Below are 26,035 nucleotides of genomic sequence, written 5' to 3' on the forward strand. Positions count from 1 at the left end.
CGCTTCGGCCCCGGCTCATGGCTCAGCGATCGAGCCAGTCGAGCATGTCCTGCCAGACCGCCTCGCGCTCGGGCTCGTTGAAGATCTCGTGGCGCAGCTCGGGATAGACCTTGAGCTCGCTCTCGCTCGCCACCTGCGGCGAGAGACCGGCATGGAAGGCCTGACTGCCGGACGGCGCGGCCAGCGGGTCGAGCCCGCCATGGAGGATCAGCATCGGTCGCTCGACGCGACTCGCCCCGGCCCGGGTGCGGTCGATCGTGGCGTTCATCCCGGCGGCGAAGCGCGCCGTCATGCGGTCCTTCACGTAGGGATCCTCGACGTAGCGCCGGATGACTTCCGGATCGCGAGAGAGTCCCTGGAGATCGAGACCGGCGGCCAGACCGATCTTCGGGGCCACCACCGAGAGGACCCGCGCGGCCATCAGGCTGAGCGTCTGCCGGAGCCCGCCCGCCCCCAGCGCCAGGAGCGCGCCCGAGAGGATGACGCGATCGACCGCGGGATGGTGCTCGGCGCAGGCCGTCGCGACGACGAGCCCGCCCATGCTGTGGCCGACGAGGGTGATGGGCAGCCCCGGATGATCGACGGCGACCAGCTCGACGAAGCGCGCCGCCTCCTCCGGCAGGCGGTCGAAGCGATCGACGTGTCCCCGGGGCCCGGCGGTCCGCCCATGGCCCGCCTGGTCGTAGGCGTGGACGGCGAAGCCGCGCTCGGCGAAGTGCATCGCCATCTCGTCGTAGCGCCCGGCGTGCTCCGCATAGCCATGGACGAGGATCATCACGCGGGAGGGCTCCGGCGGGAGCCAGCTCCGGCGATACCGCTCGCCCTGATCGGAGAGGACGACCTGGGTCTCTTTTCGAAGGATCTGGTCGCGCACTCAGCCGGCACTCGCCGCGCGGACGCGCGCACGGGCGCGCTGCACTTTCTGGAGATAGGCGACGCCGCGGATCCGGCGCCCCCAGAAATAGCTCGAGATCCCCCGCGCTTCGCCGAGCCGACGGATGTTGTCGGCGAGAATGAAGCAGCCCGCCTCGACGTTGCTCTCGATCGTCGCGAGGTTGCCCGACAGCGGCAGCTTCTCGGCCATGTAGGGCATCACCTGCATCAGACCGATCGCCCCCTTCCCGCTCTCGGCCCAGGGCCGCGCATCGCTCTCCACGATCAGCACCGCCGTCACGAGATAGGGGTCGAGCTCGTAGCGGCGACTGCTTCGCAGGACGGCCTCGATCACGCGCTCGGTCTCCTCCTCGGAGAGGGCCGAACGGCGGTCGCGAAGATGGGCGCGAAGGGCCGCTCCGACGGCGCCGCGGGTCGCGGCGAGCTCCTCGTCGGCGGTGATCACGCCCTGCGCGCGCTCGAATCGGACGGGCGGCGCGTCGATCACCAGCAGCGCGCCCAGCGCCACCAGCACCCAGGTCGAGACCCGTCGGCCCCGCGGCGAGAGCGTACTGCCGAGGGCGTGCCAGGCGGCCTCGGGCGGCGGAGCACCGGACGGCGGCTCCGCTCGGTCCGCTTTCGGCTGCGACGAATCCACTCGGCCCCTCCAGCTGCCGCGACCGCGGTCGATCGCAGCGCCCCTCGCGGTCGCTGCCCGACGGCCGGGCGAAGAGGCAGAGTACCCATGCCCCTGCCCGGCGGCCATGTGACACCGAAATGCTTCACCTGGCCCCCATCTCTGCCCGAGCGCTTCTATTCCGCCGGGCGATCCGGTATTTTCGCGTCATCCGATCCGGAGTGCGTGACGCGGCGTGGATCGGTCAGTCGCCCCCAACTGTCCGCGTCTCTTCGGAATCGTCCCCATGTCGACCGCCGCCGCTCCATTCCCTGCGAGCCCGCAGCTCGACCCGGCCTCGCGCGCGCTCCTCGAGGGCCTCGGCGCGCTGCACGCCGTGGTCGTGGCCGTCGATGCGATGGGCCGAACCGTCTTCACTCACGATCCGGAAGGCCGACTCGGCGAGCCGCCGCCGGTGACGTTCGCAGACGCCGACGACGCGCCTGCCCTCGTTCGCGCGATCGCCGACTGCCTGGCCGACGAGACCGCGGCGGCCGACACCCCGGGACTCCGGTCTTTCGACGTCGCGAGCGATCCGCCGCTGCGCGTCGTGCTCGTCGACGCCGCGGACCCGGAAGCCCCGCTCGAGACCCTGGCGCGCAAGAACGAGGAGCTCGAGACCTGCCTGCGCAGCGTGTCCCACGACCTGCGCTCGCCGCTCGTCTCGGTGCTCGGCTTCACGCGTCTGCTGCGCGACGAGTTCGGCGAACCGATCGGGCGGACGGGGCAGCACTTCGTCGACCGGATCGAGCAGGCGGGCCGACACATGGAGCGCCTCCTCCACGACCTCCTCGCACTCACGCGGATGGAGGACACGCCCAACATGTCGGTGCACGTGAACCCGGCCGCCGTGCTCGAGCAGCTCGCCGCCGAGCGAAAGCTCGAGCTCGACGCCGCGCGCATCGCGCTCGTCGTTCCGGCCGAGGCCCCGGTCGTCGTCTGCGATCGGACGCGCCTCTATCAGCTCTTCTCGAATCTCGTGGGCAACGCGATCCGCTTCGTCCCGCGCGACGGCACCGGCCGGATCGAGGTCCGCGTGGAGGCCATGGACGACGGCTGGCAGCTCGACGTCGAGGACAACGGCCCCGGAATCGCCCCGGAAGACCGCGCGCGGATCTTCGAGCCCTTCCGGACCGCGCGCCATCCTCGTCAATCGATCGAGGGCCGGAAGTCGAGCGGTCTCGGCCTCGCGATCGTGCGCAAGATCGTCGACGCCCACGGCGGCCGGATCCACGTCGAGGACGCTCCGAGCGGTGGGGCCCGGTTCCGGGTCTGGCTCCCGCGCCCCGACGGCGGTCGGGACGAAACCACGTAGACGCCATTCGCGTAGTTCCGTCGTCGCCGCCCGCGCCGATTGCCCGGCCGAGGGCCTTCACGTACCGTGCGCCCGCCTCGATCCGAGCCAGAACGCGCGCCAGAGGGGAATTCCATGTATCCGGTGCTCTTCACGATCCCGGGCCTCGATTGGCCCATCTCGAGCTTCGGCGCGATGATGGCCCTCGGGTTCCTCGTCGGATACTGGATCTCGCTTCCGCGCATGAAGGAAGAGGGACTCGACCCCGAGGACGCGGCCAACCTGCTGATGGTGATCATGCTGGGCGGCGTGTTCGGCGCGAAGCTCTACTACGCGATCAGCTTCTACCTGATCTACGGCGATCCGTTCTGGGCCTCGATGTTCAGCCGCGGCGGCCTGGTCTTCTACGGCGGCTTCATCGGCGGCGGCCTCGCGGGCTACCTGGGCTGCAAGTACTGGCAGGTCCCTCCGATCCCCCTCGCGAACGCGGCCTGCATCTCCCTGGCCGTCGGCCAGGCGATCGGCCGCGTCGGCTGTTTCCTGGTCGGCGACGACTACGGGACGGCCTCGGACCTGCCCTGGGCCGTGGCGTTCCCGAACGGCCTGCCGCCGGTGCACTACCCGGTCCATCCGACGATGCTCTACGAGACGGCGTGGCTCCTGCTCGGAGCCGGCTTCCTCTGGAGCCGGCGCATGAAGAGCGCGTCGCTGATGGGCGAGTTCCTGATCATCAACGGCATCGGCCGCTTCGCCATCGAGTTCTGGCGCCTGAACGCCCGCGTCGCCCTCGGCCTCTCCGAGGCCCAGTTCATCGGCCTCGGCCTGATCGTCTTCGGCGTCGTGCTGATCCTGCGCGCCCGGTCGCAGGACGCCGACCCGGTCGCCGCCTCCGCCTGATCAGCCGGCGATCCGCGTTCCGCGCGGCGTCGACCTGAACGGACGGTGCTCCGCGTTCCGCCCGGCACCGACCTGAACCGCCGGCGCCCCGCCCTCAGCCCGGCGTCGACTCGAGGCGCCCCTGGAGCTGCTTCGCCGCGTCGACGATCGTGGCGCCCTCGGCGTCGTTGTCGACGAGTCGGCCCACCCGCGAGAGCGCCGACGCGGCCCGGCGCGCGAAGCGCCGGACCTCGAGGGGACCGCCGAGGTCGACCCAGGCTTCGAGGGCGGCGATGCTCGAGGCGTAGTCGCCGTCGAGGAATGCCTGCATGCCTTCCGCATAGCGCTCGAGCTGGTCGATCTCCGCGCTCGGTGCCCGGGCTTCGCGGGACGCCTCGCGCAGCACCTTCGACGCCTCGACGAAGTAGGCGCTGTGGAGCAGCGCGCGGGCCGCTTCGACCAGCCCCGTCGACACGTCCCCGAACATCTCTGCGAGCAGGGTCGCGAAGCCCCCGCGGAAGGTCCGGTCGACGAGGTCGCGGCGCTGGAGGAGGCAGCGCACGACGCCGCGCTCGTCGGCGCGCTCGACGAGCATCCGGCGGAACTGCTCACGGGTCTGCGCGAGGAGGATGCGGACCTCCGAGAGACCTTCGTCGACGCGACCGGCGCTCCGTTCGAGGAGCCCCTCGAACTCGCCGAAGAGCGCGTCGGGATCTCCGTCGGTCGCAGCGCGCAGCGACGCCAGGCGCGGTGCGTACACGTCCCGCTGGTACAGGCTCTCGCGGAGCATCATCGCCGCGTGGAAGAGCGCGCCGACGGTCAGGTCGAAGAGCACTTCCCGGCGCACGGCTTCCGAAGAGAGACCTTCGCTCCGGAAGAGCGCGTGGCTGCGTTCCTTCAGTCTGAAGAGCGCAGAGGCCGGGTCGTCGCCCACCGCCCCCGCCAGGGTCGCGAAGTCGAGGTCGTCCTCGCGCTCGATCGCCTCGGCGAGCTCCGCGGACGCGGTCAGGAACTCGCGCAGGAGCTGCACGAAGTCGGACGACTGCTGGGCTGCGTCACGTCGGGACGACATCGCGAGGGGGGTTCCTTGCTCCCGGGGTGGGGAGTGGGCGCGCCGTTCCGGGGGCGTGCCGCGCACATTCTGACGGATCGACAGACAGCGCCGACCCGACCCCGGATTCATCGGCCATCCGCGCCCCGGGCTGGTGCGCGCGGCAGCATAGGAGAGCCCCCGGCGGGCGCCAAACCGCCTTCCGAGGGAACCGAATGCGGATTCGCCTCCCCTCTGCCACGAATCGGTGCAGGGCGGCGAAGGCCCCGCTGAGCACCGCGAGACGCAACTGAGTGGGGTTTCAGGACCTGACCTGACCGGGATCCCGTTGTTTCGAGACGCCCCGTCTTTTATTGTCCGGCCATCCCGAGATCCATCCGGAGGGCGCCACGCCGCGCTCCGGGAGCCCCGGCATCCTCCGGGGCGGACAGCGGGCGCCTCGTCGGCCCCGCCACCCCAGCCAAGCCCAGAAAGGAAGACAAGCGATGTCCGAACCCGAACGCGAAAGCATGGAGGTCGACGTCCTCTTCGTCGGCGCCGGTCCGGCCACCCTCGCCTCCGCCTACCACCTGATGAACCAGGTCGAGGAGCACAATGCATCTTGCGAGGCACGCGGGGAAGAACCGATCGAGCCTCCCGTGGTCCTCGTGATCGAGAAGGCCGCCGAGATCGGCGACCACCAGCTCTCGGGCGCGGTGATGAACCCGAAGGGCATCGCCGAGCTCATGCCCGACTACAAGGAGCAGGGCTTCCCGATCGAGCAGACCTGCGACAAGGCGTACTTCTGGCAGTTCTTCCGGAAGTTCACCGTCAAGCTGCCCGCGCTCGTCACCCCGCCCTTCTTCCAGAAGAAGGGCTACCACATCGTCTCCCTCTCGGACGTCGTGAAGTTCCTCGCCGAGAAGTGCGAGGAGAAGGGCATCGAGATCTACCCGGGCTTCGCCGCCTCGGAGGTCCTCTTCGAGGGCGACCGGGTCGTCGGCGTGCGCACGGGCGACATGGGCATCGACAAGGACGGCAAGCCGAAGTCGACCTACCAGCCCGGCATGGACATCGTCGCCGGCGTGACCGTCTTCGGCGAAGGCGTTCGCGGATCCTGCACGAAGACGGTCCTCGATCGCTTCGACATGCACGGCGAGTGCGAGCAGACCTACGAGACGGGCATCAAGGAGATCTGGCGGGTCAAGCCGGAGAAGCACAAGCCCGGCCGCGTGATCCACGGCTCGATGTTCCCCGACTTCCTGGGCGAGATCCACGGCATGTGGCTGTACGACATGGGCGACAACCTCGTGTCCTACGGCTTCGTGACGCCGCTCGCGAGTGAGGATCCGAACAACGATCCCCACCGCGCCGCCCAGGAGTTCAAGCGCGACTCCCCGTTCATGCGCGACCTCCTCGAGGGGGCAGAGCTCGTCAAGTACGGCGCGAAGTGCGTGCCGGCGGGTGGCCTGCGCGCGATCCCGAAGCTCTACTGCAACGGTGCCATGCTCGTCGGGGACTCGGCGGGCATGCTCAACATCATGAAGCTCGCCGGCATCCACACGGCGATCAAGTCGGGCATGATGGCGGCGGAAACGATCATCGACAGCATCAAGGCCGCCGACACCTCGGCGAAGACCCTCGGCAACTACGCCGAGCGCTTCCGCAACAGCTGGGCGTACCAGGAGCACTACGAGGCGCGGAACTTCTCGGGCAGCAACGAGATCTCGCCGCTCTTCGGCATGCTCAACATTCCGCTGATGGTCCCGACCAAGGGCCGCGGCATGATCGACGGGCTCGAGACCCACGCACCGCACCGCGCCATGAAGAAGCTCTGGGAGCTCCCGAAGTCCCGCCGCGAGCGCGAGCCCTTCAAGCCCGACGGCGTACTCACCTTCTCGAAGGAGAACTCGGTCGGCTACTCGGGCACCGCCCACGAAGCCGACCAGCAGCCGCACCTGAAGGTCGCCGACAAGAACGTCTGCGCGACGGACTGCGCCCGTGACTACGGGAACCCGTGCGAGAAGTTCTGCCCGGCCGCGGTCTACGAGATGGTGGATTCCCAGGACAACCCGGGAACGAAGGAGCTCTTCATCCACCACGAGAACTGCGTCCACTGCAAGACGTGCGACATCGCGGATCCGTACCAGATCATCACCTGGACGACGCCGCAGGGCGGCGAGGGGCCCGACTACACCAAGATGTAGTCGCGTCGACTCGCAGTACGCGAAGACGAAGGGCCGGAGCCTCGCGCTCCGGCCCTTTTCTCTGCGCTGAGACCCCTTCTTTCTTTGCGCGCCGAGGCGCCTTCGTCCACCCTTCGCGGTCCGACATGAGCGAACGCAATCTCGTCATCCGCGCCGGCGCCCGCGCAGCACAGCGACTCCGCGAAGAAGGCTTCCACCCGGACCTCTTCGGAACCCTGGTCGGCGCGTCGGGCGGTCCCAAGTGGCTCGTCCTCCGCCACCTCGACAGCGTCTTGATCGACCGCGTCGTGCTCCCGCGCACGACGCCCCTCGAGGCCCTCGGCTCCTCGATCGGGAGCTTCCGCCACGCGTGTTATGCGCAGGTCGACCCCCAGGTCGCCCTCACCTGCTTCGAGCCCGCCTACGTCGAGCAGTCCTATGCGGAGGACGAGCTCGACCGGAAGGGCATGCCCTCGAAGGAGGCCATCACGCGCGAGAGCATCAACGTGCTCGATCTCGTGCTGGGGGACTCCGGTGCCAAGGAGATCTGCGAGCATCCGCATCTGCGAACGAGCATCGTCGCGGCGCGCCTGCGTCGCGATCGCGGCCGGGACCGCGGCCTCGCCTTCAATTTCCAGGTCGGCGCCGGCGCCTTCGCGAACGCGTTCTCGCGCCGCGCCCTCGGCCGCCACTTCGAGCGCGTCGTCTTCCAGACACTTCACGCCCGCCTCGACTGGGACGACCTCCCGACGGAATCCGTCGACCTGACGCCGGAGCGGGTGCCGCGAGCGCTGCTCTCGAGTGGTTCGATCCCCCTCCTGATGGAGGGCGTCCGCGACGTCCCGGGCGTCTCCGGAACCCACTTCGACGGCGGGATCATCGACTACCACTTCGACTTCGAGTTCGCGCGCGACGATCGCCTCGTTCTCTTCCCCCACTTCTTCGACAGGATCACGCCGGGCTGGTTCGACAAGCCCTGGAAGAAGCGCAGGCCCTCGGCACGGGCGCTGGAGGACGTGGTGATGATCGCGCCGAGCGACGCCTTCGTGGCGACGCTGCCGGGCGGGAAGGTGCCGGACCGCGACGACTTCCTGGACTTCGGAGAAGCCGAGCGGGTGGCGCGCTGGTACGACGTGGTCGAGCGGTGTCGCGCGTTGGCGGAAGAACTCGCGGAGGCCATCGACACGGGGACGGTCGCAGAGCGAGTCGAGCTCTTTCCGAACGCCTAACGCACCTTCACCCGAACCGGCATCCGCTTCACCCCACCGAGAAAGCTCGACCGCATTCGCTCCATCTCCCCGGCGAGCTCGATTCGCTCGAGCCTCGGGACCAGCTTCTCGAGCGCGATCCGGATCTCGAGCCGGGCCAGATTGGCGCCGAGACAGAAGTGCTCGCCGATCCCGAAGCCGATGTGCGGGTTGGGCGAACGATCGACCTTGAACGTGTCCGGGTCGTCGAAGACGTCTTCGTCCCGGTTCGCCGAGGGGTAGAGCAGGCAGAGGTTCTCGCCGGCCGGGATCTTCTGGCCGTGCAGCTCGAGATCCTCCACCGGCGTCCGGCAGAACTGGATCACCGGCGACGTCCAGCGGACGATCTCCTCCGTCGCCTTCGGGACGAGCGAGAGGTCGCCTCGTAGCCTGGCGAGCTCGCCCGGGTTCTCGATCAACGCGAGCATCCCGCCGCTCGCGGCGTTCCGGGTCGTCTCGTTTCCGGCCACCACGAGGAGCGCGAAGTAGGAGAGCAGCTCGAGGGTCGGGACCTCGCCGCCCCGGAAGACGGCGTTCGCGAGCACGCTCGTGATGTCGTCGGGGGCGTCGCCCGGCGCCCCGCGTCGCTCGGCGACCCTCTCGGCGAAGTAGGCGTTCATCTCCTGGAGCGTCTGGCGCATCTGCTCGCCGGAGTCGCCCCCGCCGACCTGGTACTCGGGGTCGCTCGCGCCGGCGATCTGATTCGTCCACTCGAACATCCGGCGCCAGTCGGTCCGCGGGACGCCGAGCATGTCGGCGAGGACCGAGAGGGTCAGCGGCGCGGTGAAGTCCTCGACGAAGTCGATCTCTTCCTTCTCGGCGATCTCGTCCACGAGGTCGTCGGCGATCCGTTCGATCTCCGGGCGGCGGCGAGCGATCGCGCGCGGGGTGAACCAGGCGCTCGCCAGGTTCCGGTACTCGGCGTGGTCCGGCGGATCCATGTTCAGGAGATGACGCAGGATCGCGCGATTCGGCTTCTCGGGATCCGGCGGCGGGCTGTCGGCGAAGACGGCGACGCGGGGAGCGTTCAGGAACTTCGCCGGCTGCTTCGAGAGCCAGACGATGTCCGCGCGGCGGGTCACGGCCCAGAAGCCCGGGCGCGGGCCCATGTCGAAATACTTGACCGGCGCCTCCCGACGGAGCGTCTTCCACGCTTCGTGCGGGTAGCCGTGGGCTTTGAACTCGTCGGGACCGAGGACCTGCTCGGTGGTCAAGGCGTCGGCGGCGGACATGGGCGCTCCTCTCGACCGCGAACGTAGCGCCGCGCGGGTGCGCGCCCGATGGACGCGGCGTCACGCAAAGCCGCACGATTCAGAGCGCGCCGAGCTCCTTCAGGACCTCGTCCGCCCACTTCACGTGCGCCTCCGCTTCGAGTTCGCCGTAGCGGAGCGTCATCATCCAGTACTTCATGTCCGGCGGCGGCGTCTCGGACGCTTCGAGCTCCTCGCGGGTCTCGGCATAGCGCTCGAGATCGGCGAGCTTCTCCGCGCGGAAACTCTCGATCATGTTCGAAGGGTCGATTCCCTCGCCGCGGGCGGTGAAGAACATCTTGAGCAGCAGCTCGTTGCGCCGCGCCGGAGGCGCGGGCTCGTCGTGGAGCCAGGCGTCGAGCTCCGCGCGGCCGCGCTCCGTGATCGAGTAGGTCTTCGTGGGGCGCCCGCCAGGAGTCTGCCGCTCGACCGACGTGGCGAGGCCGTCCTCTTCGAGCTCCTTCAACATGGGATAGATCCGGCCGTAGCTCTCGGTCCAGAAGTTCGAGACCGAGCCGTCGATCACCTTCCGGAGGCCATAGCCGGTCTGGGGCCCCCAGCTCAGGAAGCCGAGCAGCGCCTGTCGCGTTCGATTCGGGGTCCGGGCCACGCTTCGCTTCGCTCCTTCCGCTGCCCGTCGGCGCGGATCCTCGCGCGCGGCAGATGCCCGGAGGATAGTGCCGGCAGCGCGTCATGGGAGCCGCTTCGAAGAGGCGTCTCGCTTCTCCAGGGCCGTTGACGCCCGTGCGACCCGCATGGAAGAATCCGCGGATGCCCGAACCCCGCCGATCCCCGCTCGCCGAGCGGAGCGCCGAGGTCGTCGACCCGGACGACCTCCAGGCCTTCCTCGACACCTTCCTCTATCGGGAGCCCGCCGTCCTCGTCGACGAGATCACCGCGCTCGACCCCGAGGCCTGCCGGATCGAGGCCATGCTCGAGACCGGGAGCCGCACCTTCCCCTTCGCCGAGACCCAGCGCACCAGCGCGAACCACCCCGGCCACGTCTCCGGCGCGGAGCTCGTGATGGTGACCGGCGCCCTCGGCTGCCTGCACGCATGGCTCCTCCACGGTGTCCGCTGGGACGAGGGCTGGGCGGGCTTCGGCAACCGGATCCACCGCGCCGACTTCAAGCGCCTCGCCCGACTCGGCCCGCCGATCGAGCTGGTCTCGACGGAGACGCGCAAGCGCGTGGGCCCCTCCCGCATCGTCCTCCGCTACGCCTTCGAGTTCCGCCAGGAGGGCGAGCTCGTCTACGTGGGCGATCAGTCGGCGATGTTCGTGAAGGGCATGGCGCTCGGCTGACGCACGCCGTCACCCTCCGCGAAGCGGCCGATAGAACGCGCGGACCTCTTCGACGAGGGCCTCCGGGACCTCCATCGCCGGGAAGTGCCCGCCGCGCTCCATGACCGTGAAGCGGTGGAGATCGAAGAAGGGCTCGCAGAGCGCGCGAGGCGGACGATTCACCTCGTTGAACGCGGCGACGCCGACCGGGACGTCCTGCACCTCGTAGCGCCCGGGCCCGGACGTTCGACCGAAGGTCTCGCGGTAGAGCCGCATCGACGAGCCGATGGTCTCGGTCACCCAGTAGATCATCACCGTCGTGAGGAGCTCGTCCTTCGTGTAGATCGACTCCGGATCGCCGTCACAGTCGCTCCAACGCCGCCACTTCTCGACGATCCATGCGGCGAGCCCCGCCGGCGAGTCGTTCAATGCGAACGAAGGCGTCTGGGGCTTGGTTCGCTGGAGATGGACGTAGCCCCACTCCTCGTCGCGATAGGCCTGGACCTCAGTCCACCATTGCCGTTGCTCCGGCGTGAGCGACTCGGGATCGACCGGCGGCGTGAGCATGTTGAAGTGGAGGCCGACCAGGTGCTCGGCATGTCGATTGCCGAGATCCGTCTGGATCGCCGCCCCCCAGTCGCCGCCTTGAGCGCCGAAACGCGTGTAGCCCAGCCGGTCGACCATCAACGTCTTCCAGAGATCGGCGATCCGCGCCGTGTCGACGCCCCTCGTTCTCGGCCGATCGGAGAACCCGTAGCCGGGGAGCGACGGCACGACGACGTGGAACGCGTCGGCCGGGTCGCCCCCATGCGCGGCCGGATCGGACAAGGGACCGATCACCTTGTGCATCTCGTAGAAGCAGCTCGGCCAGCCGTGGTTCAGGACGAGCGGGAGGGGATCCGGCCCGCGACCGCGCACGTGGACGAAATGGATGCCGAAGCCGTCGATCTCGGCTCTGAACTGCGGCAGCCGATTGAGCTGCGCTTCGATCGCGCGCCAGTCGTAGACCTCCCGCCAGTGCGTGACGAGCTCGCGCACGAAGTCGAGATCGCTTCCGTACTCCCAGCCGGCGTCTTCGACCGCATCCGGCCAGCGCACGCTCGAAAGCCTTCGCTGGAGATCTTCGAGGACCGACTCGTCGACCGCGATCTTGAACGGTTCGATTCCCGATTCCGACATCCGCCCGACCTCCGTACGCTCTGCCCGGATCCCCGGACCCGCTTCACGCCGCTTGCACTCTACATCGCTTTTTTCCGTACCCTCAACGGAGAAGCGGGTCGCGACGGAGGGCCGGGGAGATGGCAGGATTGAAATACGATGCGCGTGACCCGAAGCATGCGGCCGAAGGCGTGCCCTTCGACCTGTTGGCGCGCATCCGAAGCGAGGAGCCCGTCTGTCATTCGTCCCAGGGGTGGTACCTGTCGCGACGGGAAGAGATCGAACGCTGCCTGAAGGACGTCGAGACCTTCGTCGCGGACCTCGCGCCCCTGTCCGGGCTCGCCGGCCGCGAGGAGGTCCCGCCCGAGCAGCTCTTCCTGTCGGAGATCGAAGAGCCCCGCCACGGTCAGATCCGTCGGCTCTACAACGCCTGTTTCGCGCGCCACCGCGTGAACGCGCTCGGCGACTACGCCGAGCAGACCTGCCACGGCCTGCTCGATCGACTCCTCGAAGCGGGGGACGAGCCCGTCGATCTCCACCTCGGCTACGCGATGCCGATCCCGAGCCTGGTCCTCGGGCGGATGATGGGGCTGCCGGACCCGGCGGACGCGGCGGCCAGGTTCATGCAATGGTCCCTCGACGGCAGTCTCATGAAGCGGCGCTGCTCCCCGGACGTGGGACCCGAAGGCCCCCCGATCCAACGCTACTTCGCGGCGGAGCTCGCGCGGCGTCGCGCCGACGATGCGCCGCGCGAGCGCGACGTCTTCACCGTCCTGATGGACGCCGAGATCGAGGGCGAGCCGCTCACGGACGTCGAGATCGTGACCCAGCTGCACTTCATGGTGAACGCCGGCGTCCACACGACCCGGACCTTCCTCGGCCACCTGGTCCACCGACTCCTGATCGACCCCGACCTCTTCCGGCAGCTCGACACGGATCGCTCGCTCGTCGCGAACTATCTCGAGGAATCCCTGCGCCATGACGCGCCGGTCCAGGGCACCGCGCGACGCGCGATGCGGGACACGAAGCTCGGGGACGTCGAGATCCGCCAGGGAGACTGGATCGAGGTCGGCCTCGGCTCGGGCAACCGGGACGAAACAAGCTGGACCGACGCGGACGTGTTCCGCCTCGACCGCGAGAACCCCCGCGATCACGTCGCGTTCGGCGCGGCCAGCCACGTGTGCCCGGGCGCCACCCTCGCCCGCCACGAGGGCGAGGCCACGGTCCGCGCCCTGCTCGACCGCGTGGCCGGGATGGAGCCTGTAGCGGGCGCGGACTACCCGCACCTCCCGAGCAGTCTTTCCGATCGGCCGATCCTGGCACGCCTCACGCCGCGCACCTGAGGGCGCCCCATCTCAGGCCGCCGAGCCGCGGACAGCGAAGCCGGCTAACGAAGTCCGCCGATCCCCGGCCAGCGAAGCCGGCTAACGAAGTCCGCCGAGCCCCGGCCACCACAGGTAATGGAATCCCGGCCGGGCGAGGAGCGGCGCGAGCGTCTGCCCCATCGTCGCGGCGTCGAGCGGCTGCACCCCCGAGAAGGGGGGCGCTCCGGAGAAGGACGGACCACCCGAAAGCCCGGGTGCCTGCATGTAGTAGTTCGAGCGCGCGCGGTTGGGGCGGTGGTAGGCGACGACGCGGACCCGTGGCGCCCCCATCCGGTCCGAGAGCAGGCCGACCGCATCCTCCATCGCGCCGACCCGGTCGACGAGGCCATTCTCGAGGGCCTGGGGCGCGGAGTAGATCCGGCCGTTCGCGAGGACGGCGACCTGCTCTGCGTCGAGCGCCGGCCGGCCACGATCGACGACCTCGCGGAAGCGCGCGTGGAGATCGTCGACGATGGACTGGAGCTGCGCGCGCTCCACCGCGGTCAGCGGGCGGAACGGCGAGCCGATGTCCTTGAACTCGCCGCCGGTGATCGTCTGGTCCTCGATCCCGAGCTTCTCCATCAGCCCCGCGAAGTTCATGCTCGTGAAGATCACGCCGATCGAGCCCACGACCGTCGTCGGATGGGCCTGGACCTCGTCGGCGGCCATCGCGATGTAGTAGCCGCCGGAGGCCGCGGTCGTGAGGAGCTGGGCGACGACGGGGACGCCCTTCTCCTTCTTGAAGCGCAGGATCTCGGTATAGACCTGCTCACTCGCCGTCGCGGTCCCGCCCGGGCTGTCGATCCGGAGCAGGACGCCCTTGATCTCCGGGTCCTGACGCGCGAGGTCGAGGACGGTCCGCACGCGGGCGATCGTGCTCGGCGTGGAGCCCAGGAACGACGGCGTATCCGCCCCGTTGATCACGCCGTCGATCTCGAGCAGCAGGATCTTCGGGCCGGCGGTCCCGGCCACGACGGACTGCTCCGGAGGGCCATCCGGGCCGAGGCTCAGGATGTCGAGGCTCACACAGCCCGTGCTCGCGAGGGAGAGGACGGCGGCCAGGCAGAGGGCGGTCAGGGTCCGAAACGAACGGGACCCCGGACGTCGCCGTCCGGGGTCCTTCGATTCGTGGGTTGCGGCAGGGCTTCGGCGGAGAATCCGGTTCGTCATGACCCGGATCCTACCTCAGCGCCGCGGCCAGGCTTCCCCCGGTTCGCACGAAGCGCGAACGGATCCGCCGCGCCAAGCGCGAACGGATGAGTCGTTCCGCTTACGAGCAGCCGCTCGTGCTGCCGCAGTTCGGGCACTTGTAGCAGGCGCCGTTGCGGATCATGATCGATCCGCAGTCCATGCAGGACGGGGCGTCGGCCTGGTTCACGAAGCTCGACTGGGTCGAGTTCCCGGCTGCACCTCCGCCGGCGAGCGTCGCAGCGTCGCCGGATCCGCCTGCGACGGCCCCCGCCGCCGCGACCGGCGCCGGCTGCGTCGCTGCAGGCTGGATCTGAATCGGCACCGGCGTGCCGGCGTCTTCCACCTCGCCATCCGTCTCGTCCGCAACCGATTCCGCCAGGAAGCGGTTGCCAAGATGACGGAAGACGTAGTCCATCACGGACTTGGCGATCGGGATCTCCTTGTTGTTCGTGAAGCCCGAGGGCTCGAAACGCGTGTGGCTGAACTTGTCGACCAGCGCCTTGAGCGGGACCCCATACTGGAGGGAGATCGACGTCATCGTCGCGATCGTGTCCATCAGACCGGAGACCGTGCTGCCCTCCTTGGCCATCTTCAGGAAGATCTCACCCGGCGTGCCGTCCTCGTAGAGCCCGGTCGTGAGGTAGCCCTCGTGACCCGCGATCGAGAACTTGTGGGTCGAAGCGACGCGCTCGTCCGGCAGCTTTCGGCGGCGAGGCCGGTACTGATCCAGCTCGACGACCTCGCCCGCGTCCGTCGTCTCCTCGACGTCTCGGCCGGCGTTCAGCGGCTGCGTCCGCTTGCTGCCGTCGCGATAGACCGCGAGGGCCTTGAGGCCGAGCTTCCACCCTTCGGTGTACGCCTCCATGATGTCCTCGACGCTCGCGTCCTCCGGCATGTTCACCGTCTTGGAGATCGCGCCCGAGAGGAAGGGCTGGACCGCCCCCATCATGCGGATGTGGCCCATCCAGTGGATGGTGCGCACGCCGTTCTGGGCCCGGAAGGCGCAGTCGAAGACCGGCAGGTGCTCGTCCTTCAGGCCGGGCGCCCCCTCGATCGTCTCCTTGTCGTCGATCCAGGCGACGATCTCGTCGATCTCGTGCTTCGCGTAGCCGAGCTTCTGGAGCGCCATCGGAACCGTGTTGTTCACGATCTTGAGGAAGCCCCCGCCGACCAGCTTCTTGTACTTGACCAGCGCGATGTCCGGCTCCACGCCCGTGGTGTCGCAGTCCATCATGAACGCGATCGTGCCGGTCGGCGCGAGGACGGTCACCTGACCGTTCTTGTACCCGTGCTCGGTTCCGAGCTCGAGCGCAGCGTCCCAGCTCTGGCGCGAGGCCTGGAGCAGGTCCTTCGGGACGCCCGCCGGCGGGACCGCGTAGGCCGCGTCGCGGTGCATCTCGATCACCTCGAGGAAGGGCTTCCGGTTCGCCTTGTACCGCGCGAACGCGCCCATCGCCTCGGCGATCTCGGCACTCATCCGGTACGCCTCGCCGCACATGAGCGAAGTGAGGGCAGCGGCCACGTTCCGACCCTGGTCACTGTCATAAGCGAGGCCATTCGCCATCAGGAGCGCGCCAAGATTGGCGTACCCCAGGCCGAGCGGCCTGTACAAGTGGCTGTTGCGCTCGATCTGCGGCGTCGGGTAGTCGGCGTAGTCGACGACGATCTCCTGACCGAGGATCGTGAGCCCCGCCGCGCGCCGGTAGTCCTCGACCTGGAACGCGCCGCTGTCCGCCGCGACGAAGGTCATGAGGTTCAGGCTGGCGAGGTTGCAGGCCGTGTCGTCGAGGAACATGTACTCGGAGCAGGGGTTGCTCGAGTTGATGCGCCCCGAGTTCTTGACCGGGTTCCAGCGGTTGATCGTCGAGTCGTACTGGATGCCCGGGTCGCCGCAGACGTGGGCCGCGTCGGCCATCTCGCGCAGGACGTTGTCCGCGCGGAGCGTCTCGACCGACTCGCCCGTCGTGATCGCCTTCGTCTGCCAGGCTCCACCGATCTCGGCGGACTGCATGAAGTCGTCGGTCACACGAACGGAGTGGTTGGCGTTCTGGAAGAAGACCGAGTCGTAGGCACCGCCGGGGACATTGAATCCGCCCTCGTAGCCTTCCTCGATCAGCGCCCACGCCTTCTTTTCTTCGTCCGCCTTGCAGTTGACGAATTCCATGACGTCCGGGTGGTCGACGTTCAGGATCACCATCTTGGCCGCGCGGCGGGTCTTGCCGCCGGACTTGACGACCCCCGCGAAGGAGTCGAAGCCGCGCATGAAGGAGACGGGGCCCGAAGCGGTCCCGCCCCCCGCGAGCTGCTCCTTGGACGAGCGGATCGTCGAGAGGTTGCTGCCCGTGCCCGAGCCGCCCTTGAAGAGCATGGCCTCGGTCTTCGCGAGGTCCATGATCGACTCCATCGTGTCCTCGACGGAGTTGATGAAGCAGGCGCTCGCCTGCTGGGGCGTGTTCTCGACGCCGAGGTTGAACCAGACGGGGCTGTTGAAGGCCATCTTCTGGTGGACGAGGAGGTAGGTCAGCTCGTCCGCGTACGCGCGGGCGTCCTCTTCGGTCGCGAAGTAGCCGCCCTGCTCACCCCATTCGCGGATCTTCGCGACGACGCGGCCGATCAGCTGGCGGACGGAGGTCTCGCGCTCGGGGGTCCCGATGTGACCGCGGAAGTACTTGGAGACGACGACGTTGGTCGCGAGCTGCGACCAGGGCTTGGGGATCTCGACGTCGTTCTGCTCGAAGACGACTTCGCCCTTCTCGTTCCCGATCGTGGCGGAGCGGAGCTCCCACTCCACCGTGTCGAAGGGGTCGATCCCGTCCACGGTGAAGTGACGCTCGATCGTGAGGCCGGTTCCCGAAGCGGAGCGCTTGGTGGATTTCCGCGACCGCGAAGCCGGGGGATTGGATGAAGTCTCCGGTGCCTCGGCTGCGTCGACGCTGGCCGTTCCGGTCTCGAGATCTTCGCTCATGCCTACCCCCAAGCTTTCGTCAGCGTGCCGAAGCTTGACCTGGTCCGTCACGCCGCTGTCGGTTCTCGAACCCAGCCTCCCCTCCGGAGTACGAGCTCGGCGGGCGGTCCTGAAGATGCGCTCCCGGCAACTGTTTGCCGGATGGCCGCATTCGCCCGAAACCTATGTTTTTCGAGGACTTAGATGAACGCCGCGGCGCCAGATGAGTGGGGCGCCGAGAAGAATCCCGGCGCCCCCCGAACCTTGTATGGCGTTCCGCTCGTCACCGGGCCTTCGAGTCGCGCGCGCAGCGCAATCTCGACCCCGGGTCGTTTCGAGTGCCCGATAACACGGAATTATCCGGCACCCGTCGCTTCCCGGTCAGTCCCGGCTTGGCTTCCCCCCACTCGAAGTTCGTGTTCCTCCCCGCAACCACCAAGTTGCGACCCCCCCAGGCTACAGGAGGAACCTCACATCCCCGTTGGAGAGCGATTCTGCCCGATCGCTGACGGACGTCAACCGGAAACACACAAAATATTGTGCCCGACGGGCCGGGGGACCACAACGGCTAGTAGGCAACGCCGTATTGTGACTGCCGCGCCGCTTCAATCGGGCGGCGCAAGGGCCCGGATCTGAAGGAGTTTCAGGGTAGTGCCAAACGATGTTTGCAAGCTACTGATTCCGCACGGGTTTTCTGGCCCCAGGCGAAAAAAAAGCCGGGATCGGGGATTCCTGGGAAGCGCCCATCGAGAATCGGCCCCCAGAGGGGAATCGCGCCGGCCCGGCGCCCCCCTACTCGCTCGTCGGCCCCGTGAAGACCGGATCCCGCTTCTCGCGCAGAGAGGCGAGGCCCTCCGCCGCATCGGGCCCCGTGAACCCGAGGAACTCGTAGCCGAGGGATGCATCGAAGGTCGGCGACATGATCCGGTACCAGTGGTTCAGCGTGTGCTTCGTCCACCGGATGGCGCTCTGGGCTCCGGTTGCCAGGGTCTTCGCGACCTCGAGTGCGCGGTCGTGGAGCTCGTCCCGCTCGCAGCACAGCGAGACGAGCCCGATCCGTTCCGCCTCTTCGCCGGAGAGCGTCTCGCAGGTCAGGAGGTAGTACTTCGCCTTCGCCATTCCGCATAACAAGGGCCAGCAGATCGCGGCATGGTCACCGGCGGCGACACCGAGTCGTGTATGTCCGTCGATGATCCGCGCGTCCTTCGCGGCGATCGAGACGTCGGCGAGCATCGCCGCCACGAGACCGGCGCCGACCGCTGGGCCGTGAATCGCGGAGACGATCGGCTTGCTGCAGCTCAGCACGTTCATCACGAGATCCCGCGCCTCGCGCAGGATCACGGCGCGTCGCTCGAAGTCGTCGAGCATCGCCTCGATCAGCTCGAAGCTCCCGCCCGCGGAGAAGGCCTTGCCCTCGCCCTGGATGATCGCCACGCGCACGGACGGATCGCGGTCGACCGCGAGCCACACGTCGGCGAGCTCCCGGTGCATTTCGGAACTGACCGAGTTGAGTCCCGGCGCGTCGAGCACGATCCTCAGCACACCCTCTTCGGGGCGCTCGAATCGAAGCGAGGGAAAGTCTGCGTAGCGGTCGCGATCGTCGGCAGCGCTCATCGGATCCTCCTGCGCACTGGATTGCGCGGAGGACCAATGTACGGGATCGCGCGGAGACCGATCCGGACGCGGAGAACAGGCCGAGCAGGCGTCGCCGGCGGGCGGCTACTCCGGCAGGCCGGTGAAGCGGATGCCGAGGCCGTCGGGGGCCTTGTGCCGGATGTTCAGCCCGATGATCAGCGCGGTGATGTCCTCCACGACCCGCGCGTTCGAGAGCGGACCGCCGTCGAGGGCACGCAGGCCGTCGACGAGGGGACAGAGGTCCATGATCTTCTGACGCGGCGCCTTCGCCCCCGACACGACGACGTCGCACTCGACGGGCTCGCCGAGCGCCTGGAGGCGATGGGCCGAGACGTTCTGGAAGGCGGACACGACCTCGACGCCCTTGGGCACGAGCGACTGCACCATCTCCGCCGCCGAGCCCTGCCAGATTCCGACCGTCCGTACGGCGCCGTCTCCGATCGCGGTCGCGAGCGGCACCGCCATCGACACGACGATCTGTCCTTCGGAGAGGGACTCCTTGATGCCCTTGACCGTGCCGGCGGTGTGCTCGAAGGGCACGGAGAGGATCACGATCCCGGCCTTCGCCGTGGCCTCTTCGTTGCCGTAGCCCTCGACGTCCGCCCCCTCGACCTGGGAGCGCACGTTCTCCGCGGCTTCGACGGCTCGGTCCGCCTTGCGGGAGCCGATGATGACCTTGCGGCCGGCCTGACAGAAGCGGAGAGCGAGGCCGAGGCCCTGGTCTCCGGTACCACCCAGAATCGCGATCGTTTCACTCATGGCGGCGGACTCTAACAGCTGCGAGCGGGCTCGGCCCCGACTTCCGGGTCCCGCACGCCCCGGCGCGGCGGCGCCCGGCAAGCCCCTCTAGACTGCCGGCATGCCTCCCGAAGACGCCCACGTCCCGAGCCGGATCGAGCAGCACGATGCGCGGACCCTCGCGATCGGCTGGGCCGACGGCGGTGAGAGCCTGATCGACGTCCGAGCGCTCCGCCTGGCCTGCGCCTGCGCCAACTGTGTGGACGAGTGGAGCGGCAACCCGCTCCTCGATCCGCAGGAGGTCCCCGCGGACGTGGCACCGCGCGGGATCCAGCCCGTCGGCCGCTACGCGATCCAGATCGCGTGGAGCGACGGCCACGACACCGGGATCTATCCCTTCGAGCGCCTCCGCGGGCTCGCCGACGACGGCCTCCTCGAGCCCCTCGGCTAATCCTTCGACTGCGGGCGCTCGGCTAATCCTTCGCCTGCGGGCGCTCGGCTAATCCTTCGCCTGCGGGCGCTCGGCGAGTGGACCTTCGCGGTCCGCGGAGCGATGGCTCGAGTGGCTATGATCGGGCGGCCTCGCCGAGGGACCGGCGAGTGCGCTTCCCGTTCGACCGGTCCTGCGCCGGGTCGAGGCCGCCGAGGCCGGACGTCCCCGGCGACGAGGATCAGAAAGTCTGCATGGACACAAGCACGAACCTGCCGGCGGGCTTCGTCCTCGCGACCTCTGGCGCCGCGACGGTCAGCGACGCCGATCTCGACCTCGCCCTCGAGGTCGCCGGCCGCGCCTGCGACCGCGCCCGCGAGGAGATCCTCCCGCGCTTCCGGAACGTCGCCGTCGAGACGAAGGGCGACGGCTCCCCGGTCACCGAGGCCGACCGCGAGGCCGAGCGTGCGATCCGCGCCGTGATCGCCGAAGCGTTCCCCGACGACGCCATCCTGGGCGAAGAGTTCGGCGCCAGCGAAGGCAGGGGCGAGGGGCCGCGCCGGGAATGGATCATCGACCCGATCGACGGGACGATCGCCTTCTCCCGCGGCATCCCGCTCTTCACGACGCTCGTGGCACTCGTGGTCGACGGCGAGCCGGTGGTCGGCGTGATCGACCTGCCGGCGACGGGGGACCGGATCGCCGGCGCCCGCGGCCGCGGGATCACCCGGCGGAGCGCCGAGGGCCAGACTGCGATCCGTGTCTCCGATGGGCCCGCGCTCGAGGAGGCCCTCGTCTGCCATGGTGACCTCTTCTGCTTCGATCTCTCCGGATTGCGACCGGTCTTCGACGCGCTGGCGAGCGCGGTCCCGAAGCTGCGCGGATACACGGACGCCTTCGGGCACATGCTCGTCCTTTCCGGCGCGGCGGACGCCATGATCGACTGCGACCTGAACCCCTGGGACGCGGCGGTGACCCGCGTGCTCGCCGCGGAAGCCGGCGGGGTGTGCTGGGTCCGGGAACGCGAGGAAGGTCGGAAGCTCGATCTGCTCTTCGGTGCCGCGCCGACGGTCGCCGCGATCGGCCGGCTCATGCGCTAGATCGGGCGCGGGCTGCACACGGCCTGCCGGTGGCGCTCTGACCGCCAGTCCCCCACCAGACGCGGGCTCCCGCCGCTCCAGGCCCTTCCCCGCACGCTATGCTCAGCGCGCCTCGCGGCCCTCCCGGCCCCGATGCAGGCTGTGCGGGCCGCGCGACGCGGACCCGCCCGGCCCGCCGCACAGCCCTCGCGGGGCCGCGCGGGACCGCAGCCTGACCGACCCAGCCACGATCGACCCGCCCCGACGAGCGCTTGCTGCCGGAGCCCGTCCCGATGCCGACCCCCGGTGCGACACCACCCGCGGTCCGGCCCGTGACTCGCAGGAGAAGAACGAAGATGACCGCCTCCCTCGACGATGCCCGACTGGTCCTCGACGCCGGCTCGAAGCTGCTGGCCGATGCCGTCGGTGCCGCCAAGGCCCTGACCGAGAACGGCAAGAAGATCGACGACCATCAGGTCCTGACCGAGCGCGTCGCCTACGCGGCCACGGAAGCGGTCGCCGCGCACGAGACGATGAAGGAGGTCGACGCCTGGGCCGCCGACGGCCACCTCACGCCGATGCGCGAGAAGGTCATGATCGCCGCGGTCGGCGAGCTGATGACGAACCTGCGCGACCGGCTCTCCCTCGCGGTCGACGATCTCGGCATCGGCGACGGCGCGGTCGAGTCGACGTTCACCGCCGACGTACGAACCGCCCTCCGCCGGCTGACCGCCGAGTCCCTGCTGCGGGAGATCGGCGCCGAGGCCGCGGCGACCGCGGGCCGCAACGACTGGGTCCTCGACGAGATGCACGAGCAGGTGCGCGACCAGGTCCGGGAGTTCGGCGCCAACGAGGTCATGCCCCACGCCGAGCACATCCATCGCCAGGATCTCACGATCCCGGAAGAGTTCATCGAGAAGATGTCCGAGCTCGGCTTCTTCGGTCTCTCGATCCCCGAAGAGTACGGCGGCGTCGAGATGGGCAACCTCGCGATGATCCTCACGACCGAGGAACTCTCGCGCGCGTCCCTCGCAGCAGCGGGCTCCCTGATCACCCGCCCGGAGATCCTGACCAAGGCCCTCATGGGCGGCGGAACGGAAGAGCAGAAGCAGCACTGGCTGCCGAAGCTCGCGAGCGGCGAGATCATGGCGGGCATCTCGGTGACCGAGCCGGACATCGGCTCCGACGTGGCGGGCGTGAAGTGCCGCGCGACCAAGGGCGAGCTCGACGGCGCCGAGGGCTACTTCATCGACGGCCCGAAGGCCTGGTGCACGTTCGCAGGCCGCGCCAACGTCCTCGCGGTCCTGCTCCGGACCGACTCGGATCCCAAGTCCGGCGCGCGGGGCCTCTCGCTCTTCGTCGTGCCGAAGGAGTCGACCCGCGATCACGCGTTCGAGTTCAGCCAGCCCCACGGCGGCAAGCTCGCGGGCAAGGCGGACGCGACGCCCGGCTACCGCGGCATGCACTCCTACACGCTCAACTTCGAGAACTGGTTCGTCCCGAAGGAGAACCTGGTCGGAGAAGCGAGCGGCGAAGGCCGCGGCTTCTACCTGCAGATGGCCGGCTTCGCGGCGGGCCGTCTCCAGACGGGCGGCCGCGGCTGCGGTCTCTCCCAGGCGGCGATCGAAGAGACGGCCAAGTACGTCGTCGACCGCAAGCAGTTCGACGTTCCGATCTCGGAGTTCCAGCTGACCCAGTGGACCCTCGGCCGCATGATCGCCCAGACCGCCGGTGCCCGCGCGATCACCTACGCCGCCGCGCGCGCGTTCGACGAGGACGAGCGAGCCGCCGGCCCGCTCGCGGCCCAGGCCAAGCTCCTCGCGTGCGACGTGGCCGTGTCCGTGACCCAGGCGGGGCAGGTCATGCACGGCGGCTGGGGCTACGCCGAGGAGTACCCGATCAGCCGCTACGTGGTCGACGCGACGGTCCTCCCGATCTTCGAGGGCACGAAGCCGATCCTCGAGCTCAAGGTGATCGGCCGGGCGATCCTCTCGGCCTGAGCCCGCGTCCCCCGCCTCGGGTAGGAGGCGACGAAGCGACCTCGACGCCCGTCGCCGGCTCGTCCGGCGGCGGGCGTTCACGTTTCGGGCGGAGACCCGCCGTGAAGCGCCGCGACTAGCCCCGGAAGTGCTCGATCATCACGTCGATCATCGGCGCGACGTCCGCCGTCCCCGCCATCTCGCGGATCGAGTGCATCGACAGCATCGGGTTGCCCACGTCGACGGTGCGGATCCCGACCCGCGCCGCCGAGATCGGACCGATCGTCGAGCCGCAGCCGAGGTCGCTGCGCGTCACGAAGTTCTGGGGCGTGACGTCCACGCGCGCACAGAGCGACGAGAAGAAGCCCGCCGTCTCGGCATCGGTCGCATAGGCCTGGTTCGAGTTCGTCTTGATGACCGGCCCGGCTCCGATCGTCGGGCGATGGCCGGGCTCGTGGCGATCCGCGTAGTTCGGATGGATGGCGTGGGCCATGTCCGCGGACACGAGCCAGGACCGCGAGACCGCGCGCTCCATCGCGTCCGCGCCGCCCTCGGCCGCGTTCGCGATCCGGCGGAGCGTGTCCTCGAGGAACGAGCCTCCGGCGCCCTGGGTGCTCCGGCTGCCGACCTCCTCGTGGTCGTAGAGGACGACGACGCGGGTCACATCGGCGGGACCCGCGTCGGCGGCGGCGGTCAGCGCACAGACTCCGGCGTGGCTCGACGCCAGGTTGTCGAGGCGCGGGGCATGGATGAACTCGCCGTCCGCGCCCGACACCGTGGAAGGTTGGCAGTCGTAGGCCATCAGGTCCCACGCGAGCACGTCCTCCGGCTCGACCATCGCACCCTCACGGGCGAGCTCCGCGCACAGGAGATCGACGAAGGCCCCGTCGTCACCGAGCCCGAGGAGCGGCGCGAGATGGCGCTGGGCATTCAGCTTGAGCCCCTCCATACTGATCTCGCGGTAGAGGTGGATCGCCAGGTTCGGCACGCGCAGGAGCGGACGGGCGAAGTCGAGGAGCCGCGTCTCGGTTCCGTCGCCGCTCCGGAGCGTCACCCGCCCGGCCAGCGAGAGGTCGCGATCGAGCCAGGTATGGAGCAGGACGCCGCCGTAGGGCTCCACGGCGAGCTGTCGATAGCCGTGCGCTTTCACGTCCGCTTCGGGCTTGATCCGCAGGTTCGGCGAATCCGTGTGCGCCCCGACGATCCGGAAGCCGGCCTCGGCCGGGGCCGCCTGACCGACTTCGAAGGCCGCGATCGAGCCCCCCGCGCGAACGACATAACATCGATCGCCCGCGGAGAGCGACCACGGGTCGCCCTCTTCGAGTCGGGCGAAGCCCGCCTCCTCGAGGCGCGCCGCGGACTCCGCGACGGCGTGGTAGGGCGTGGGCGATCGGTCGATGAAGGAGAGGAGATCCTGAACGCGGTCGGTCATGGGGCGGGAGCATAGCCACCGCCCACGAGACGAAGCGCGGGGAGCGGACGCGCCGCCTTCGCCGCGCTAGAAGCGAAGCTCCACGGACATCGTTTCGCGGGACTTCGCCCGCAGGCGGAGGCGCAGCAGCATCTCCTGCTCGCCGAACTCGACGGGCCGCTCGTGGCTGAAGAGGTCGATGCTCCGCTTGCGGAAGCCCGTGGCGGCGACGCGGCGATCACCGCCGCGCGCGACCGCGGCGGCGAGGGACGCGTCGGTCCGCTGCGCAGCGGTTTCGTCGGTCGTGCCGGGCGGCACGATGAGGAGCGTGTCGAGGGTCCTGGCACGGGTCGGCGGGACCTGGAGAAGCGCGATCTTCCCTTCGTCCCCGGCGGCCCGGGCAGGGCTGGCGGGGTCCGCACCAGCGGGCGCGGAGAGGGTGAGGGACAGGGCGAGCGCGCCCAGCGCCCCGCGAGCGAACCCCGTCGCCCACGCGGAAGCGCGATTTCCGGTCCTGATGCGTCCGGCGATCCGGCGGCACATGGCGGTGACCTCCGACCCCTCAAGGTGAGTGGATAATACCACTCCCAATGATCGCAAAGTCCATGCCGTCATACTGTGACGATGTGCACGGTCTCCTAGCGACTCTGAGAGCCGCTAGAGCGTGCAATCACGGGGACGAGGGCCTCGCGAAGCAAGGGGGGGTCGACCGGTCGGAACCCGAAAGGGGAAGATTGGATCCACCCCCCGGGAGTCCGCAATCGGGTTCGCACCCGATTTTCAAACGCCGGTTGAGGAGAACGTGCCTCAGCTCGGCCCGACGGGCAAGCGCGCCGCCCACTCCGCCGCTTTCCGCGCCATGCGAAGGATGCTCTCCTCATCGAAGCGGGCAGCGACCTCCTCCGGCGCGAACCAGCGGATCTCCTTCGACTCCCGGTCCGCGCGGACGATCGGCTGTGCATCGGAGACTTCGAGCAGGAAGCGGATGTCGTGATGCTCGTGGGCCGGCTCGTGCTTCCGCGCCGGGATCTCGTGGACATCCACGTCAAGGATCTCGGGCCCCCCGATCGCGGGCAGCGCCCGGAAGCCCTCGAGGCCCGACTCCTCCTCCGCTTCCCGCAAGGCCGAAGCAAGGACGTCGGTCTCGCCGTCCGCGTGGCCTCCCAGCTGGAGCCAGCGCTCGAGCTTGCGGTGGTGGGTGAAGAGCGCCGCCCCGGATTCGCGCGAGACGATCCACGCCGATGACGTGATGTGCCCCGGCTCGAAGCAGGTCCGCTCGAACGCGTCGTCGCGCGCCCCGAGCAGCGCGCGGATCCGGTCGAGGGTGTCGCGCTCGTCCGGGTGGCGCTTCTCGTAGCGATCCAGCAATCCGACGAGGGCTTCGCGATCCATC

Annotated in this window: 22 protein-coding genes; 9 read left to right on the forward strand and 13 right to left on the reverse strand. The window is 69.2% G+C overall.

The features are described from left to right. Positions 1 to 22 precede the first annotated feature (22 nt). Positions 23 to 874, reverse strand: a complete 852-nt coding sequence (locus tag NXI30_26970) for a lysophospholipase (protein ID MCR9097878.1) — start codon at positions 872 to 874, stop codon at positions 23 to 25. Next, positions 875 to 1,531, reverse strand: coding sequence for a transglycosylase SLT domain-containing protein (locus tag NXI30_26975; protein MCR9097879.1), 657 nt, complete (start codon positions 1,529 to 1,531; stop codon positions 875 to 877). Between the two features lie 265 nt (positions 1,532 to 1,796). Between NXI30_26975 and NXI30_26980 the strand changes: the two genes are divergently transcribed. Together NXI30_26980 and NXI30_26985 are read left to right on the forward strand one after the other, a co-directional pair. Further along, positions 1,797 to 2,864: a HAMP domain-containing histidine kinase gene (locus tag NXI30_26980; GenBank protein ID MCR9097880.1), complete on the forward strand. Its 1,068-nt coding sequence runs from the start codon at positions 1,797 to 1,799 to the stop codon at positions 2,862 to 2,864. Positions 2,865 to 2,978: 114 nt separating this feature from the next. Continuing rightward, a complete protein-coding gene (locus tag NXI30_26985; GenBank protein ID MCR9097881.1) occupies positions 2,979 to 3,740 on the forward strand; it encodes a prolipoprotein diacylglyceryl transferase in 762 nt (253 codons plus the stop codon). Between the two features lie 94 nt (positions 3,741 to 3,834). Here NXI30_26985 and NXI30_26990 read toward each other — a convergent pair whose 3' ends face one another. Beyond that, positions 3,835 to 4,791 carry a hypothetical protein gene (locus NXI30_26990; protein ID MCR9097882.1) on the reverse strand — a complete coding sequence of 319 codons (957 nt, stop codon included), beginning with the start codon at positions 4,789 to 4,791 and terminating at the stop codon, positions 3,835 to 3,837. A gap of 464 nt (positions 4,792 to 5,255) precedes the next feature. On the opposite strand from NXI30_26990, the gene NXI30_26995 reads away from it, so the two are divergent. Both NXI30_26995 and NXI30_27000 read left to right on the forward strand, forming a co-directional pair. Beyond that, positions 5,256 to 6,956 (forward strand): electron transfer flavoprotein-ubiquinone oxidoreductase, encoded by a 1,701-nt coding sequence (locus tag NXI30_26995; GenBank protein ID MCR9097883.1) that lies wholly within the window; start codon positions 5,256 to 5,258, stop codon positions 6,954 to 6,956. Between the two features lie 125 nt (positions 6,957 to 7,081). Further along, a complete protein-coding gene (locus NXI30_27000; protein ID MCR9097884.1) occupies positions 7,082 to 8,164 on the forward strand; it encodes a hypothetical protein in 1,083 nt (360 codons plus the stop codon). On the opposite strand, the gene NXI30_27005 is transcribed toward NXI30_27000, so the two are convergent. Further along, positions 8,161 to 9,414 carry a cytochrome P450 gene (locus NXI30_27005; GenBank protein ID MCR9097885.1) on the reverse strand — a complete coding sequence of 418 codons (1,254 nt, stop codon included), beginning with the start codon at positions 9,412 to 9,414 and terminating at the stop codon, positions 8,161 to 8,163. The two genes, NXI30_27000 and NXI30_27005, sit on opposite strands and share 4 nt — an antisense overlap. 79 nt (positions 9,415 to 9,493) lie before the next feature. Continuing rightward, positions 9,494 to 10,042 (reverse strand): PadR family transcriptional regulator, encoded by a 549-nt coding sequence (locus NXI30_27010; protein MCR9097886.1) that lies wholly within the window; start codon positions 10,040 to 10,042, stop codon positions 9,494 to 9,496. A gap of 161 nt (positions 10,043 to 10,203) precedes the next feature. Between NXI30_27010 and NXI30_27015 the strand changes: the two genes are divergently transcribed. After that, a complete protein-coding gene (locus NXI30_27015) occupies positions 10,204 to 10,734 on the forward strand; it encodes a hypothetical protein (protein ID MCR9097887.1) in 531 nt (176 codons plus the stop codon). Positions 10,735 to 10,743: 9 nt separating this feature from the next. On the opposite strand, the gene NXI30_27020 is transcribed toward NXI30_27015, so the two are convergent. Then, positions 10,744 to 11,892 carry an epoxide hydrolase gene (locus NXI30_27020; GenBank protein ID MCR9097888.1) on the reverse strand — a complete coding sequence of 383 codons (1,149 nt, stop codon included), beginning with the start codon at positions 11,890 to 11,892 and terminating at the stop codon, positions 10,744 to 10,746. A 119-nt stretch (positions 11,893 to 12,011) separates the two neighbouring features. Here NXI30_27020 and NXI30_27025 point away from each other — a divergent pair, with 119 nt between their 5' ends. After that, positions 12,012 to 13,214 (forward strand): cytochrome P450, encoded by a 1,203-nt coding sequence (locus tag NXI30_27025; protein ID MCR9097889.1) that lies wholly within the window; start codon positions 12,012 to 12,014, stop codon positions 13,212 to 13,214. 81 nt (positions 13,215 to 13,295) lie between these two features. On the opposite strand, the gene sppA is transcribed toward NXI30_27025, so the two are convergent. The 4 genes from sppA to npdG all read right to left on the reverse strand — a co-directional run bounded on the left by sppA (position 13,296) and on the right by npdG (position 19,764). Next, positions 13,296 to 14,405: a signal peptide peptidase SppA gene (sppA, locus tag NXI30_27030; GenBank protein MCR9097890.1), complete on the reverse strand. Its 1,110-nt coding sequence runs from the start codon at positions 14,403 to 14,405 to the stop codon at positions 13,296 to 13,298. Positions 14,406 to 14,505: 100 nt separating this feature from the next. After that, entirely contained in the window at positions 14,506 to 17,391 is a 2,886-nt protein-coding gene (locus NXI30_27035; GenBank protein MCR9097891.1) for a vitamin B12-dependent ribonucleotide reductase, read from the reverse strand. A 771-nt stretch (positions 17,392 to 18,162) separates the two neighbouring features. Continuing rightward, a complete protein-coding gene (locus tag NXI30_27040; protein ID MCR9097892.1) occupies positions 18,163 to 18,984 on the reverse strand; it encodes an enoyl-CoA hydratase/isomerase family protein in 822 nt (273 codons plus the stop codon). Positions 18,985 to 19,089: 105 nt separating this feature from the next. Beyond that, positions 19,090 to 19,764, reverse strand: a complete 675-nt coding sequence (gene npdG, locus NXI30_27045) for an NADPH-dependent F420 reductase (GenBank protein MCR9097893.1) — start codon at positions 19,762 to 19,764, stop codon at positions 19,090 to 19,092. 100 nt (positions 19,765 to 19,864) lie between these two features. On the opposite strand from npdG, the gene NXI30_27050 reads away from it, so the two are divergent. The 3 genes from NXI30_27050 (at position 19,865) to NXI30_27060 (ending at position 23,252) form a co-directional block, all read left to right on the forward strand. Beyond that, positions 19,865 to 20,194 (forward strand): DUF971 domain-containing protein, encoded by a 330-nt coding sequence (locus NXI30_27050; GenBank protein ID MCR9097894.1) that lies wholly within the window; start codon positions 19,865 to 19,867, stop codon positions 20,192 to 20,194. 233 nt (positions 20,195 to 20,427) lie between these two features. Next, complete coding sequence (locus tag NXI30_27055) at positions 20,428 to 21,273, forward strand: hypothetical protein (protein MCR9097895.1); 846 nt, start codon at positions 20,428 to 20,430, stop codon at positions 21,271 to 21,273. Positions 21,274 to 21,608: 335 nt separating this feature from the next. Then, on the forward strand, positions 21,609 to 23,252 hold the full coding sequence (locus NXI30_27060; protein MCR9097896.1) for an acyl-CoA/acyl-ACP dehydrogenase: 1,644 nt from the start codon (positions 21,609 to 21,611) through the stop codon (positions 23,250 to 23,252). Between the two features lie 115 nt (positions 23,253 to 23,367). Here the strand turns inward: NXI30_27060 and NXI30_27065 are convergent, their stop codons facing one another. The 3 genes from NXI30_27065 to NXI30_27075 all read right to left on the reverse strand — a co-directional run bounded on the left by NXI30_27065 (position 23,368) and on the right by NXI30_27075 (position 26,034). Continuing rightward, positions 23,368 to 24,663, reverse strand: coding sequence for a M18 family aminopeptidase (locus NXI30_27065; protein ID MCR9097897.1), 1,296 nt, complete (start codon positions 24,661 to 24,663; stop codon positions 23,368 to 23,370). Positions 24,664 to 24,729: 66 nt separating this feature from the next. After that, complete coding sequence (locus tag NXI30_27070; GenBank protein MCR9097898.1) at positions 24,730 to 25,185, reverse strand: hypothetical protein; 456 nt, start codon at positions 25,183 to 25,185, stop codon at positions 24,730 to 24,732. Between the two features lie 264 nt (positions 25,186 to 25,449). Next, a complete protein-coding gene (locus NXI30_27075) occupies positions 25,450 to 26,034 on the reverse strand; it encodes an NUDIX hydrolase (protein ID MCR9097899.1) in 585 nt (194 codons plus the stop codon). Position 26,035 lies beyond the last annotated feature (1 nt).

The organism is bacterium, assembly GCA_024742285.1.
GTDB lineage: Bacteria > Myxococcota_A > UBA9160 > UBA9160 > UBA4427 > UBA4427.

What these genes read in the sequence shown, in the direction of transcription:
- NXI30_27020 (MCR9097888.1), bottom strand. Translation starts at nt 11,892, where the DNA reads ATGTCGGAATCGGGAATCGAACCGTTCAAGATCGCGGTCGACGAGTCG.
- npdG (MCR9097893.1), bottom strand. Translation starts at nt 19,764, where the DNA reads ATGAGTGAAACGATCGCGATTCTGGGTGGTACCGGAGACCAGGGCCTC.
- sppA (MCR9097890.1), bottom strand. Translation starts at nt 14,405, where the DNA reads ATGACGAACCGGATTCTCCGCCGAAGCCCTGCCGCAACCCACGAATCG.
- NXI30_27070 (MCR9097898.1), bottom strand. Translation starts at nt 25,185, where the DNA reads ATGTGCCGCCGGATCGCCGGACGCATCAGGACCGGAAATCGCGCTTCC.
- NXI30_26995 (MCR9097883.1), top strand. Translation starts at nt 5,256, where the DNA reads ATGTCCGAACCCGAACGCGAAAGCATGGAGGTCGACGTCCTCTTCGTC.
- NXI30_27050 (MCR9097894.1), top strand. Translation starts at nt 19,865, where the DNA reads ATGCCTCCCGAAGACGCCCACGTCCCGAGCCGGATCGAGCAGCACGAT.
- NXI30_26980 (MCR9097880.1), top strand. Translation starts at nt 1,797, where the DNA reads ATGTCGACCGCCGCCGCTCCATTCCCTGCGAGCCCGCAGCTCGACCCG.
- NXI30_27040 (MCR9097892.1), bottom strand. Translation starts at nt 18,984, where the DNA reads ATGAGCGCTGCCGACGATCGCGACCGCTACGCAGACTTTCCCTCGCTT.
- NXI30_27075 (MCR9097899.1), bottom strand. Translation starts at nt 26,034, where the DNA reads ATGGATCGCGAAGCCCTCGTCGGATTGCTGGATCGCTACGAGAAGCGC.
- NXI30_27035 (MCR9097891.1), bottom strand. Translation starts at nt 17,391, where the DNA reads ATGAGCGAAGATCTCGAGACCGGAACGGCCAGCGTCGACGCAGCCGAG.
- NXI30_26985 (MCR9097881.1), top strand. Translation starts at nt 2,979, where the DNA reads ATGTATCCGGTGCTCTTCACGATCCCGGGCCTCGATTGGCCCATCTCG.
- NXI30_26990 (MCR9097882.1), bottom strand. Translation starts at nt 4,791, where the DNA reads ATGTCGTCCCGACGTGACGCAGCCCAGCAGTCGTCCGACTTCGTGCAG.
- NXI30_27025 (MCR9097889.1), top strand. Translation starts at nt 12,012, where the DNA reads ATGGCAGGATTGAAATACGATGCGCGTGACCCGAAGCATGCGGCCGAA.
- NXI30_27000 (MCR9097884.1), top strand. Translation starts at nt 7,082, where the DNA reads ATGAGCGAACGCAATCTCGTCATCCGCGCCGGCGCCCGCGCAGCACAG.
- NXI30_27055 (MCR9097895.1), top strand. Translation starts at nt 20,428, where the DNA reads ATGGACACAAGCACGAACCTGCCGGCGGGCTTCGTCCTCGCGACCTCT.
- NXI30_27015 (MCR9097887.1), top strand. Translation starts at nt 10,204, where the DNA reads ATGCCCGAACCCCGCCGATCCCCGCTCGCCGAGCGGAGCGCCGAGGTC.
- NXI30_27065 (MCR9097897.1), bottom strand. Translation starts at nt 24,663, where the DNA reads ATGACCGACCGCGTTCAGGATCTCCTCTCCTTCATCGACCGATCGCCC.
- NXI30_27005 (MCR9097885.1), bottom strand. Translation starts at nt 9,414, where the DNA reads ATGTCCGCCGCCGACGCCTTGACCACCGAGCAGGTCCTCGGTCCCGAC.
- NXI30_27060 (MCR9097896.1), top strand. Translation starts at nt 21,609, where the DNA reads ATGACCGCCTCCCTCGACGATGCCCGACTGGTCCTCGACGCCGGCTCG.